Below are 13,569 nucleotides of genomic sequence, written 5' to 3' on the forward strand. Positions count from 1 at the left end.
TGAGAGGAATATCACCTCTCATCTTGTTTGTATTTTACTCATGACCATCGTGCCTATTTAAAAGCGGCAAGTTTAAAGTTTGCAGGACTCCAACAGAATGACCTTCTTTTTGGGAATACTCCCAATCACAATCCCCAACGTCGTAAGAACAAGTGCCAGGATATGAATCCAGGCAATTTTCTCATTTAAAAATACAACACCACCGAACATGCTTGCAAAAGGCATGCCGTTTAAAAACATAGCCGTTCTGTTGGCCCCCAACTGTTTTATACCGTCATTCCATCCCAAGGTACCTAAAGCTGTAGCTCCCCAGGCTGATAGCAATAAGACAAGTACAGCAGTGGGCGGTAAATGAATCTGTCCATAAGCCGAAGGTCCAAGGGAGACCAGCGTCCCCAAGTTTAACAATAGTCCTCCTATTAAGGTGGAATAGGCAGTCACCACCAAGGTTGGAATCGGCGTTTCCAAGAGTTTTTTGATTAGCAACCCCCCAATGACATAGGTCAACATGGCGAAGACCATAATGACATCTCCGAATAAGGAAAATTGAGTCGTGCCCTCCGGGGATTTTGAAAATACGACCAAAACAACCCCCGCAAATCCTAAGACTATGCCGATCCCTAAATTCCTTGTGAATTTTTCCTCAACAAATATGGAAGCCAACAGTGCCGTAGTCAGAGGATTTAGGGCTAGGATCAGGGAAGCATTGGTCGATGATGTCACAGAAACTCCGTACCCCAAAAGCAATTGATGTATGCAAACAGAAATTAATCCTATACAAAAAAGCAAACCCCATTGTTTTTTATTCGGATTATACAACCCATATTTTTTAAAAACGAACAATAACAAAACAATCCCTGCCAGGGGCATTCGTATTGCAGCTACCATTATCGGGGACATATGCTGGGTTAAAAACTTGATCATGACAACATTCAAGCCCCATAATAGGACCACTGACACTAATATCAGATAAATTAGCTTCTTTCCAGTCGGCATTCTGATTATCTCCATTCCTCAATTAGAATATAATAGCACTTCTTAGTCTGAAAAGCTCTATTTAGTTGATTCCCCTTCTCCTGAGGCAATCTCACTAGGATAAATAAATAAAGGATTTATAAACTTAGGCTAGAATAGATAGGCGAGTCCGCATTACCAGGAGTACGCCGGCAGGAAAAGCAATTTACCATATATTAATGACAATTCACAGGAAAGGAAAACTGATATGAAAACAATCGGTGTTATTGGTGGAATGAGTTGGGAATCTACCACTACCTATTATCTTGAACTAAACCGTTACATCAACCAAAAACTTGGCGGTTACTACAGCGCAAAGTGTATTTTGTATAATGTTCAATATCAGGATATAAAGGATGTTCATAAAAATGGTGACTGGGATCGGGCTGGTGAGATTTTAGTGGAAGCGGCGTTATCACTAAAAGCTAGTGGGGCCGATTTTATAATACTGGCTACCAATACCATGCATATCGTCGCACCACGAATCAAGGAGGCCGTTGATCTTCCTTTCTTACACATAGCAGAAGTTACAGCAGATCGGCTTTTAAGGGACAATATAAATACTGTTGCCTTATTAGGCACACGCTTCACTATGGAAAAGGATTTCTACAAAAAAGTACTGGTAAATCAGGGTATCAATGTCCTAATTCCTGAAAAGGATCAAATTGAAAAAATACATGAAATTATCAACAAAGAGCTGATTTTAGGTAGAGTGGAATCGTCATCCCGGGAATGCTTCAAGAACATTATTCTTTCTCTTCAGAAGCGGAGCGCACAAGGAGTGATTCTTGGGTGTACTGAAATAGGTCTATTAATCAGGCAAGAGGACAGTGTTTTGCCCGTCTATGACACAGCTCTTCTGCATGCCGATGCCGCAGCAGATTATGCATTAAAAGATTGAGAATTTGTATAAGTCATCATCGTTATAAGGTTCTCCTAATATGACTTACAATAGCCTCCTTATTAATCTCCACATACTTGCAGCTTGGGTCATTGCCACATTTTCGGCATACCAGATCATAAGCAGAGTTTAGGGTATGACATATCGGACAGGCATAATGCTCACTCATTTCTCCCGCCCATTGTTCATACCCCACTTCTTTAATCCTTTGGTGTGACTGCCATAAATCAATTCTATGGGGTTTAAGGGCTTGGAAGGTTTTAATTTCCGCACAGGGAAATTCTTCACATTCACCACAAAACTCGATTCCTTTTTGCCTGGCACACTCTATCATAGTACAGTTCCTGCAATATGCTGTTTTATGTTTAGAACGACAGCCTTGACAATGAGTTTCTTCGACAGTTTGCTTGAGAGTGACCGCAAGTTTCTTTAATCGTTCCGGATCCTCATTTGTGGCAATGAATACCGTACAAGAGGGACAAAAAAGTCCACAGACAGCTGAAGTCATTTTAATAGGATTCATCCTGACAATTTCGTAGTCAATCCTAACTTCCACATTATTTTTCAGCACGAGCCACACAGGGGATATTTCCTCTGCTTCCTTGATAACGCTTTGAAGGTCTGACTCAACGGCATCTATCGATTCGAGAGTTACTTGAAGATGGATTGCTTGGAGGGATAAAGGGTTTTCCCGTCGTATCCCGATGGCCTTTACTTGAAAACCAGAAATCTCTTTTCCCTTTTTCCGCAATAAATAAACCATTGCCGTGCTGACACACCCCGTAAAGCTCATCAGAAATAACTCTAAGCCTCGGAACCCCTGCCCGTCGCCAAGAGGAGGCAAGTAGTCCAGGGTCAGTGGGTGGTCCAGGTTAGATTCAGATACTCCGATAAATTGAACCTTTTGATTGACTAGTTTTAGATTTACTTCCAGTTGATTGTTGCTCATTTTCAGTTCCTCCCTTAATTCTTGCTCTACTTACTTAGATACCAAGAGAGGAGAAAAGTTACAAACAATACTGCTTTTAGGTAAGTATTTTTAGGCTCTGCTGAACAATGATCTCTCTGATTTTCTTTCTGAATTCCAGATAGGATGTGTGGCCCGGCTGGTGATCATAGAGCCGAATGATTTTTCTTAAAAAATCCATTTCTGTCCAGATCAACGACATTTCTGCAGTGCTGCGCCTTCTTACTGGGTTGTCGGCAGGAATAAGGTCAACTTTACCGGTATCGATCAAATATTTCACCCAGTTCCCGCATTGGCAGGGATTTTCAGGATTAATAAAGGAACATTTTTCTTCGATGTTGTTTTTCAAATGCTGTTTTGCCCGATAGACATTTATTTTAACCGCACTCTCCGATATACCCATAATATCGGCTACTTCGCTGCTTGGCAGCTCCATTAATATTTTTAAGGTAAAGGCAATCCGTTGTTTTTTAGGGATACAATTGAGAAAAAGCTGCAGGCAGGTTTCGCGGATATCCTCAACCATAGCCTGCTCTTCAACAGACTCCTGAGATTTTAGGGATTCCCAAAACTCAGTTTCAGAAATCCCCCTCTCAGCCGTGATGATCTGAATGGGAAGTTTATCCCGTTTGGTCATATAACGGTAGGCACAATTCAGCATAATCTTATAGATCCAAGTACCAAACGAGCTGGTATGGTTAAACTGCGAAAATGAACGGTAAGCATTAATATAGGCTTCTTGTATAACATCTTGAGCATCTTCCCTGTTGCCTGTCAGACGAAAAGCCGTTCTAAAGAGCTTTTCATAATACTCTTGATAATATATCTCAAATTGGCCTTCTAATTCTGACATTAAACCTTCACCTCTACATACTGGAGTGTATGATAGGACTTTCTCTTTTAGGCCTGCCGGTACCCCTCCAGAAAATCGCCCAGACGGTCACAGGCCATTTTTAATTCCTCGATTTTAGGCAAATAGACGATACGGAAATGATCAGGCAATAACCAGTTGAACCCGCGCCCATGAACCATAAGGATGTGTTTTTCATGAAGAAAATCCAGGATGAATTTTTCATCATCCGTGATATTAAACCGTTTAATATCAATCCGGGGGAAGACATAGAAGGCCGCTTTAGGTTTAAACACCTGAAGACCGGGAATATTGTTTAAGGCATTGACGATATATTCCCTCTGCTCATAGATCCGTCCTCCGGGCAAAAGAGTGTCGTCGCATTTATGGAGGTCGGAAAGGGCTGTTGTGATGACATACTGGGATTGTACATTTGAACACAACCGCATGGATGAAAGAATGTTCAACCCGTCAATATAGCCGCGGGCATGGGATTTGTCTCCGCTTAAGCACATCCAGCCGCAGCGGAATCCGGCGATCTTATGGGATTTGGAAAGTCCGTTCAGGGTCACAACCAACAGATCGGGGGCCAGTGAGGCAATAGAAGTGTGCTGAGCGCCATCCATAACCAGACGGTCATATATCTCGTCAGAGAAAATAATCAGACTGTGCTGCCGGGCGAGTTCAGCAATTTGTTCCAATAATTCCGTTGAATACAATGCCCCGGTGGGATTGTTGGGATTGATAATCACAATCCCTTTCGTTTTTGAGGTTATTTTGCTTGTGATATCCCGGATATCAGGATACCATTCGGACTGCTCATCACAGATGTAATGGACGGCCTTTCCCCCTGCCAGTGTAATAGCCGCCGTCCAGAGCGGATAGTCCGGTGCGGGAACGAGAATCTCATCTCCGTTGTCCAGCAGTCCCTGCATAGCCATCAGGATTAACTCGCTGACACCGTTTCCGGTATAGACATCGTTGACCCCAACCTGGGGTATTTTTTTGAATTCACAGTAATTCACGATGGCTTCACGGGCTGAGAGAACCCCCTTTGAGTCCGAATATCCTTCCGCATTGTGCAGGTTTTCCATCATCTGGTGAATGATCTCTCCGGGAGCCTCAAATCCGAAGGGGGCCGGGTTGCCGATATTTAAACTCAAAATATCCAGGCCTTGACTGCGCATGCGCTCGGCTTCCTCAAGCACAGGCCCCCGCACATCATAACAAACATAATCCAGCTTCTTTGACATATTAAACGTTCTCATTACAATCCCCCGCTTTTTATTAATTTAGTAACTATATCTCTTTGCTTTAACGAAAAGGTGGTTTATTTACCTCCATTGTGCTAAAACGTATAAATTAAAAAGCCCTAAGCTGATTTAATCAGCTTAGGGCGAATTAGCAAATCCGTGTTACCACCTAAATTCAGAGGTTACTCTGCTCTCTGACGGCACAAAATGCCGCTTCCGCTATAACGGCCGGAACTCCGGTAAAGCTTACTGGACAGATATCATTTCGGCTAAACAGCTCAGAAACGGCTTCCCTGTTTCCTTCACGAAGATTTTCACCAGCCATCTTCTCTCTTGGCATCAAAAGACAGGTACTCTTTTTCTTCATAGCTTTGATGTATCTAATTTTTGCCATTATAGTTCATGGATTTTGAAAAGTCAATAACTTTTTTATTGATCTCCCGACCCGGCTTACTTTACTTTCAGCGTCCTCAGGTACGCCTTTGCTTCGTCGCTGATCCGGTAGCTCTCAACCGCTTTCTGGATAGCTTTGTTATGCGTCCACTTCTCCAAACGCTGTTCCTGAATATACGGTACAGTTGCTTCATACTGCTTGGCTAATGCCGTTGCGAAATACCAGGCGATCATCATGTTAACATAGTATTCCTCCGACCGGATACCCGCCACAACCTCAAGGAACTCCGGCCGGAAAGCGTCATTGAGATAGAAGCTCATCAGCATTCCGATCCCGAAGCGCACCGTATAGGTCCGGTCAGAAATCAGCCAGACTTTAATTTTTTCGTAGAGTTCGGAGAGATGTTTTTTAAATATCTTCGGTGAAATCAGGTCACAGGTTGCCCAGTTGTCTATGTAGGGCAGAAACTCATCAACTGCGGCAACGGCGGCCTCATAATCCTTAATGGTTTCAATGAGGAAGCCGTGCAGGTTATTTTCTTCATAATACCCGTGGGGCAGGATTTTAAGAAACTCCGCAGCCTCCGGCCTTTTGGAAAACTCCCGGGCGAGCTTCCGCAGATCCGGCGTGCGGACGCCGATCACGGTTTCCGGGCTCACCGTTGGCATGAGTTTACAGGCAAACTCTTTGTATTTCAAGTCCTGCAGCTCAAATAGCCGGCGCCGGACCTCTGCTTCTATATCGCTCATATCGTTCTACCTCTCATCTGCTGAATGTTGGAATTCCTCCACAGTATAACATTCTCCAGACGTTATTTTAAATATGTCTGATGAATTTCACTTGCACCAATCCGTACACCTTACTTTTCTTTCAAGTATACCTTTCCTTCGTCCCCATCCACATCCACTTGCCGGCCTTCCTGGATAGCTCCCATGACCCCAGGGATATTCACAACGGCAGGAATCCCATATTCCCTGGCCACGATAGCACCGTGGGATAAGAACCCTCCCGTTTCCATAACCACAGCCCCGGCTTTTAAAAACAAGGGCGTCCAACCCGGATCGGTTGATGGGGCTACCATAACATCCCCCGGCTGCAGCCTGTTTCCTTCAGCCGGATGACGGATCAAACGAGCCCTGCCGGAGGCCTTTCCTGCAGCAACAGGCACCCCCGTCAGAAAATTGCCGGCAGACCGGGGAGCCGGTTCCGTATACTTAGGAGCATCCCCAAAAATAACGTCCGGCGGGGCTATAGACTCCATTTCTTTCATAAATACTTTTCTATCAGCAATCAAATCTTTGAGACCGGCACCATCCCATTCGCCGGTTAACAAAGAAACCAGTTCCGGCCAGGTGCAGAAGTAAATATCGGCCTGTTTCTCAATGATACCTCGCTGGCAAAAACGGGAACCCAGCTCCTGGGCTATTTTCCGGTAAGCCTCCATCATTACGGCCAGTACTGATTTCGTCGTTTCCCGCAGAGCTGCCCCTTCCTGGGCTTTACGAATCAGTTTTTTAATTGAGGAATGCTTCCTGGCAGGCACCATCGTCTTTATTTCCCGCCAGGCTTGCTCAACCTTTTCTTTTTGCTTGGCCTTCAATTGCCTCAGATCCGCCGTAGAAATAGTACTCTGGATAATGTTCAGCAAATAGGAAGGGTCTTCATTCCACCTGGGATTAATGATATCCAGCTCGTAGACCGCCCGGTGCCCGTATTCTTGGATAAACTCACGAAAGGCTTGTTTAAAGGCTGAATCCTCCGGCAATCCTTCCCAAGCCATGGGGTCGAAGGCTGTACTGCCAAAATATTGAGCCGCATCCTTGTCCTGCCGGGCAATTTCCGCCAGCTCCACAAGCTTGTAGCCGTGATCAGCGCTGGTTATGCCCACGGTTCCTCCCACCATTAAAGCATTCAAAAGCATCGCTGCCCTCGGACCAAAGTATTTGGCGAGAATTTTCATTAATCCCCCCACAGGCAGGGAAGCCGCTCCACTTAAAAAGGAGAATTCGCCTGTAAAGGCCAAGGAAATCCTGCCCAGTTCATAATAACGCTGAATTAAGTCCTTATCTTCTAAATGGCTGAACCCTTTCTCTGTTATGCTCTTTAGGGAACTCAAGGCCTGAGCATGGGTTTGCGGAGACTTTTTTACCGCCCGCTTAATCAAACGGACACCCTTTATTCCCCGGTATAAACGCTCTAAACCCTTCAGCCCCGCAAAAGGTTTGGAATCCTTCAGCTCAATCTCAGGCTGATGCCCACCCCAGCCAATATTGAAGTCCCGGGGCAAGGCCCCCATCGCGTCGTACATAGCCCATTGCAGGGCGGATAGATTGCAATACAGCCGGCCGTTGAAAAACCTGGAAAACTGCAGCCCTTCCGGCAGGGCGTAACCAATCTCTGTATAATTGGATTTGAGAATTTTATCAATAGTGGTAATAGTTAAACGCCGAATGAGGGGGGACAGAACCATAGGGACTGCATCCCTGTAATTTCCGTTGGACCAAATATCCGGTTGGTTCCTTAAAGGTGCAAAAGTACTCCTAGGCAAGGCAGTTACCGGTCTGGACTGGACCAGAATAAAATCCCGGCCGTCAAAAACCCATTCCACATCCTGATGCTGATCACAACCCCCCAGAGCTTCGAAAACTCTCAAAAGAAGCAAGCCCAGCCTTTCGACGTCTGCATCGGACAAGACCTGTCGGCTGAAGGAGTCAGGGGTCTCCACAAATTGAGTTCCCCCGGCCTGATTGAGACAGGTCATTCCCTCCTTCCGCCCGGTTTTCCGCTCAGTCAGCTGAGGCAGGGAATTCCAGGGACTGGCATCCAAGTAATAGGTGTCAGGCTCCACAGTCCCTGCAACAATCGCTTCCCCCAGTCCAAAGTTGGCGTTAATAACTACAAGGTCCCGTCGCCCGGTCTGAGGATCACAGGTAAAGCCTACTCCTGCAGCTTGAGCCTCCACCATCTCCAGCACAACGACCCCAATCATCACTTCCTCATCTCTGATCTGTAACTTCCTGCGATAGGCTACAGCCCGATCAGACCAGAGGGAGGCATAGCACCCTTTCACAGCCTCAAAAATCTCCGAACTCCGGACATTCAGAAAGGAGTCATGAATACCCGCAAAGGATGCCTTTGCCGAATCTTCCGCTGCAGCGGAAGATCTGACGGCCAGTGGTCTTGCCAGGATGCCCATCCTGTCAAGCTTCGTTTTCAGTTCCTCCGCGATCAGAGGAGGGATCGTACCCTCTTTGATTTTTTGCCTTAGCTGCTTCAACCTGTCCAAGTTGTTTGTTTCATCCAGATTTTCTCTGGTTACCGAGCGGCTGATCGTATCCACCATGTCCTGCAAGCCGTTGTATTGGATAAACTCCTCGTAAGCGCGGGTAGTAAGGCCTCCTCCGCGAGGAATCTTAAAACCATACTGAGCCAGCCGCCCCAAGTTCCAGCCCTTGCCCCCGGCCGCTTCGGCTCCGGATTGAACCGCTTCATCCCAGTTTAAAAAGAAGGTTGCCGAAGATACTGCCACATAAACCACCCCTTGCTCAAATACTTTATGCTTAAATACTCCTCACGCCTGTTCCTTTCCATCTTTCCCGGCGGCTCCGTTCAGAAACAGGTCAACCAGCAAAGCCATCTCCTGGCGAAGCTCTACCTTTGAGGGATCATTTAACCAGCCCATGACAATAGTGCCCCTCAGAATATCCAATTGTTTAACCAGGAGTTCCGCCCGGATGTCCCCCCTGATTTCTCCCGCCAGCCGGCCCAGCCTGATAATTTCGGCAAGCAGACTTTGCGTACCACCGCTTTGGTACTCATCCCCCTGGAGCACATTTTTCAGGCGATAGCCCAGGGAAATTCCGATAATCTCCGCGTTCATTTCCACCTGCTCATAGACCTTGTCAAGGCTCTCCAGTAAACGCGACCTGGTGTCGGGCAAGCTGGGCAATTTAGCGAAGGCATCCTGAGTAAACTTCCGAGAAAGGCCTCTGACATATTCGTCAACAATGGCTTCTTTGACCGGAAAGTAATTGTAGAGAGTTTTTCTGGCAACATCAGCTTCTTCGGCTATCTGCTCCATAGTGGTCTTGTCGAACCCCTGGCGCTGAATCAAATCCAGCGCGGCTTTAAGGATTTTCTGCCGTGTTTCCTTTTTCTTGCGCTCTGCCCTGCCTTCCGCCAGCGTATCTCCTGGTTCCATGTTTACGCCTCCTATGTACTTGTTCTTTTATAAGCCCAAAAATTATAAATCAAATTTTTACACTCATTGTAATATTACACATTGTGTATTAATTATCTCTGTTAACTCCTCGTGTGTCAATACCTTTTTCATCCTCCCCCCTGTTGGTACAAAGAAACAAGCGTATCGACGAGTACGGCGGCGATTTGATGGGAAGAGTACGCTTGCGGTGATGAGCAAGTGGAAAGCGGGCGAAAACTGGATGAAATACACGTGAAAAAGGTCAAATCCATCACTAGTGATGAATTTGACCTTTCCATTACTCTTTATCCGGCAAAATATGCACACTCACTTAAATAACTCTTCAAGATTCATACTGAATCCTTTCAAAATCTCCGAATGGGCCACCCCTGTTTCCTTCAATACCTCTACCTGCCGGTACTTTTCTTCCTCATTTAAACCATAGATCTGTACGGGATTCAAAAGAGGATTGACAATCCAATATTCTTTAACCTACCCCAATACGAATGCGCACATTCGTATTGGGGTAGGCATTATCCAATATTTCCCCATGTTTTCCATAAACCTTGTTCTTTCCTGATGTAGACAATTTGCCCTATGTGATAAGCATTGTGAATTGCCAAGTGTGCCAATGCGCTCCACCAAAATTCGTCGCTTTTCGGACTAATCCTGCTATCCAATTTTGCTTCATCACAGTTTGAGATCGCCTCTTCCCATTGGGCAAATACATTATCTAATCTTTGCCGCAAATTATTCCAGTCTTCGGTAATTTCATCAGAATCGATATTTTTAAATGTCTTAGCGTTGGAAATTCCAAGAGGGGATACAAAACCTTGCTTAAACTTTTGCAAGTAACGCTCATTCCAAAAGACAAGGTGATGAACTATACCTATAATCGAATTTTCAGACTGACCGCCACGTTTGGCCGCCTGTTCTGCGGTTAGACCTCGCAGGACAATGCTCAACGGAGCAAACCATCCATCCTGATTTTGGCAAGCACGCAATTGTGTTAATAAAATTTCTTTACGTGTTGACATCACGATATCCCTCCCAAACAATTTAGTTATTTTTTATTCTCGAGATATATTTATTATGTCCAATGCCAGGATTGCCATAGAAGATCATTTAGCCCCTATCTCCAGCATAGCATCACAAGTCTGCCCAAACAATAAAAAAAGTCCTCCCAGGAATGGACCGATTCCCTATGATGACAAGGTTATGCATAAATATAGAAGAAGTCCTGAATCAAAAGAAAGAAATCAACAAAAAAATGCCGGTGCTCGCAGAATTTGTCAATGCTGCTATCCGGCATAGGTATCAAAAGAATTAAAACAAACTAAAACATGTCCTTTTTCATTAGAATAATAATTCCACCAGAACAAAGAATGACAGCCAGACTGACGATAATCGCAAAAGCATGGTCTGATGTTTCAAATGGAATTTTTACGTTCATTCCGAAAAAGCTGGCTAACATAGTAGGCAGAGCTAAAATAATCGTTACAGACGCCAAGAACTTCATCACCATATTTAAGTTATTCGAAATAATAGAAGCAAAAGAATCCATCATACTCCTCAAAATATTGCTATAGGTTTCAGCCATCTCCACTGCTTGCTTATTTTCGATAATGACATCTTCTAATAAATCCTGATCTTCTTCATATACTTTTAATATCTTGGTTCTCAGCATCTTTTGCATAACCTTTTCATTGGATTTCAAGGAAGTAGTAAAATACACAAGGCTTTTTTGAAGGTTCAGCAACCTAATTAATTCCTTATTCTTCATTGATTTGTGAAGTGCTAACTCAATTTCATTAGTCTTTTTTTCAATTTCTCTAAGTAGTGTTAAATATAGAGACGCACTCTTGTAGAGAATTTGAAATAATAACCTTGTCTTCTTATAAGTTTCCACACCTCGAACTTTACCATTTGTAAATTCTTTAAGGAAATCGACCTCTTGTAAACATACGGTCACAAAACTATTTTTAGTTAATATAATCCCGAGAGGAATAGTTTCGTAAATTACCGTTGCATTTTGCATTATTGGGACATTGATGATCACTAAAATTTGCTCATTCTCAGTTTCAATTCGAGGTCGCTCTTCATCGTCTAAAGCATCTTTTATGAAACGATCAAATTCCATTCCAGTTGCATTTGTTACAAGTGCAATTTCATCTTCAGTCGGATTTGTAAGATTTATCCAAGATCCCTTTTCTTCGGGTTTATTTGTGTTAATGATGATATTATCAATTGTTCTATACACTGCTAACATTTTCGTCCCTCCAATCTGGATAACAAGTTCAAATTCCTAATTGGGTGACTCTGCTTTATGAGCAGGGTTAATTTTTTTCCAGATTCCCAGAAACAGGATAAGCCCTACTAGACAGGTGAATCCTTCAGAAATTGTTATAGCCCAAATAATGCCATTGACAGCAAATAACAAATTTCCGAAAATCAAAATGGGAATAAATACAATACCCCTTAGAGAGGACATCAGAGTGGATTGTACACCTGTGCCAAAAGCTTGAAAGATACCTGTAAAAAGTTCAGATAGCCCGGCAAATATGGTAGAGCAAAGCTGGGCAAAGAGAATTTTTTGGCCGATTGCAATAACCTCAGGATCAATACTAAAGATACCAATGACTTGTGACCTGAAACCGAATAGAATTACTGACAACCCCAAAGTAATACCTATCATGTATAATACGGTAGTTTTGATAATTTGCCTTAGTCGCTCTTGATTTTTTGCTGAATAGGAATAGGCAATCAGCGGTACGGCTCCCATTGAAAAACCCATTCCCACAAAGTCAATAATTTGAATAACTCTTTGAGAGATACCTAACCCGGCAACAACACTATTGCCATAGAGCATAGAATAATTATTAAAAAGCAAGGTGGTTGTTACCATAAAACCATCCAGCAAAAATGCTGAAATCCCGACTTTAATAATATTTTTATAAATCTCTTTACTTGGTTTAAAATCCTTAATTGATACACTCTGCACTGCACTTTTTCGCTGCAGATAATATATAAACCATACTACAGATACTATATTACCAATCACAGAAGCAAGTGCGGCTCCCATGATATCCAGGTGAAGAAGAAAGATGAAAATGGGGTCTAGTATTATATTAATTACTACACCAGATATCAAACCAATCATAGAGGCAGTAGATGCCCCCTCAGCTCGGACAGTTTCCTCCAGCGAAAGATTAGCAATAACAAACGGAGCGCCAATAACAAACACCAGAATATAATTTCTTGTGTAGAGCAATGTCTCACCCTTCGCTCCCAAAAGATGCAAGAGCGGAGAAAGCAAAGGCAGACACAACGCCATAAAGATGATCCCTGTGAGTATTGATGACCAAAAGTTTATGGAACAAACTTTTTTGGCGCTATCTGAATTGTCTTCCCCTAAAAGTCTTGATACATAAGTTCCCGCACCCACTCCGAACAGGTGGCCTAGGGCCATTAATATTGATGAAAATGCCAATGCCAGAGTAACTGACGCCATCATCGCTGTGTTGTCAAGTTTTCCAATAAAAAAGGCATCCGTAATATTGTAGATAATTGTAGCAATAAAACTCAGCATCATAGGAATAACCATATGCATAATTGCTTTTGAAACGGGTGCCTTTTCCAGATAGTAGAGTGATGCTTGATCCATTTTTTCAATGTTTTCCATCTTAAAATCCTCCTTTGCATAGTAAATTGTCTGAAATGGGCGCAAAAAAATAAAGGCACAGTTACTAGAGGTTGCCGCAGTGCCTTCAGATCATGCTGCTGTACTACTGATTGTATTTCTTCAGGTTTATCTGGTGATTAGTCAGGGCGTCGTCCAGTCAAAGTTCTTTTCTTTCATTTATTTAACTCCTTTTATTGACAACACATTTTTATAAGGTACCTTATAATCTCATTCTACAGGTACCTTAGTTTTTTGTCAACGTTTTTTTAAAGGTACCTTATAATTAAAAGAAATAAAAAAGACACAC

The 13,569-nt window shown here is 43.5% G+C and carries 12 protein-coding genes and 1 other annotated feature; of the genes, 1 reads left to right on the forward strand and 11 read right to left on the reverse strand.

What is annotated here, in order from left to right; all coding sequences use genetic code 11:
* Positions 1–72 precede the first annotated feature (72 nt).
* Positions 73–996: a DMT family transporter gene (locus DESOR_RS20470; RefSeq protein ID WP_014186502.1), complete on the reverse strand. Its 924-nt coding sequence runs from the start codon at positions 994–996 to the stop codon at positions 73–75.
* A gap of 226 nt (positions 997–1,222) precedes the next feature.
* Between DESOR_RS20470 and DESOR_RS20475 the strand changes: the two genes are divergently transcribed.
* The gene (locus tag DESOR_RS20475) at positions 1,223–1,915 is read left to right on the forward strand and encodes an aspartate/glutamate racemase family protein (RefSeq protein WP_014186503.1); all 693 of its coding nucleotides are present in this window, start codon (positions 1,223–1,225) and stop codon (positions 1,913–1,915) included.
* A gap of 22 nt (positions 1,916–1,937) precedes the next feature.
* On the opposite strand, the gene DESOR_RS30420 is transcribed toward DESOR_RS20475, so the two are convergent.
* From DESOR_RS30420 to DESOR_RS20530, 10 genes are all read right to left on the reverse strand, one after another.
* The gene (locus DESOR_RS30420; protein WP_014186504.1) at positions 1,938–2,864 is read right to left on the reverse strand and encodes a DUF3795 domain-containing protein; all 927 of its coding nucleotides are present in this window, start codon (positions 2,862–2,864) and stop codon (positions 1,938–1,940) included.
* Positions 2,865–2,940: 76 nt separating this feature from the next.
* Positions 2,941–3,735, reverse strand: a complete 795-nt coding sequence (locus DESOR_RS20490; protein ID WP_014186505.1) for an RNA polymerase sigma factor — start codon at positions 3,733–3,735, stop codon at positions 2,941–2,943.
* A gap of 47 nt (positions 3,736–3,782) precedes the next feature.
* Positions 3,783–5,000 carry an aminotransferase class I/II-fold pyridoxal phosphate-dependent enzyme gene (locus tag DESOR_RS20495; RefSeq protein WP_014186506.1) on the reverse strand — a complete coding sequence of 406 codons (1,218 nt, stop codon included), beginning with the start codon at positions 4,998–5,000 and terminating at the stop codon, positions 3,783–3,785.
* Between the two features lie 121 nt (positions 5,001–5,121).
* Positions 5,122–5,361: a binding site (T-box leader), on the reverse strand.
* 74 nt (positions 5,362–5,435) lie between these two features.
* Positions 5,436–6,128, reverse strand: a complete 693-nt coding sequence (locus DESOR_RS20500) for a DNA alkylation repair protein (RefSeq protein WP_014186507.1) — start codon at positions 6,126–6,128, stop codon at positions 5,436–5,438.
* Positions 6,129–6,238: 110 nt separating this feature from the next.
* A complete protein-coding gene (locus DESOR_RS20505; RefSeq protein WP_014186508.1) occupies positions 6,239–8,908 on the reverse strand; it encodes a PEP/pyruvate-binding domain-containing protein in 2,670 nt (889 codons plus the stop codon).
* 42 nt (positions 8,909–8,950) lie between these two features.
* Positions 8,951–9,580 carry a TetR/AcrR family transcriptional regulator gene (locus tag DESOR_RS20510; protein WP_014186509.1) on the reverse strand — a complete coding sequence of 210 codons (630 nt, stop codon included), beginning with the start codon at positions 9,578–9,580 and terminating at the stop codon, positions 8,951–8,953.
* Between the two features lie 327 nt (positions 9,581–9,907).
* Positions 9,908–10,042: a hypothetical protein gene (locus DESOR_RS28350; RefSeq protein WP_242832371.1), complete on the reverse strand. Its 135-nt coding sequence runs from the start codon at positions 10,040–10,042 to the stop codon at positions 9,908–9,910.
* 71 nt (positions 10,043–10,113) lie between these two features.
* Positions 10,114–10,617 (reverse strand): DinB family protein, encoded by a 504-nt coding sequence (locus DESOR_RS20515; RefSeq protein ID WP_014186510.1) that lies wholly within the window; start codon positions 10,615–10,617, stop codon positions 10,114–10,116.
* A 299-nt stretch (positions 10,618–10,916) separates the two neighbouring features.
* On the reverse strand, positions 10,917–11,849 hold the full coding sequence (locus tag DESOR_RS20525; RefSeq protein ID WP_014186511.1) for a magnesium transporter CorA family protein: 933 nt from the start codon (positions 11,847–11,849) through the stop codon (positions 10,917–10,919).
* A 36-nt stretch (positions 11,850–11,885) separates the two neighbouring features.
* On the reverse strand, positions 11,886–13,262 hold the full coding sequence (locus tag DESOR_RS20530; protein WP_014186512.1) for an MATE family efflux transporter: 1,377 nt from the start codon (positions 13,260–13,262) through the stop codon (positions 11,886–11,888).
* Positions 13,263–13,569: the final 307 nt, after the last annotated feature.

The organism is Desulfosporosinus orientis DSM 765 (genome assembly GCF_000235605.1).
Classification (GTDB): Bacteria; Bacillota; Desulfitobacteriia; order Desulfitobacteriales; family Desulfitobacteriaceae; genus Desulfosporosinus; species Desulfosporosinus orientis.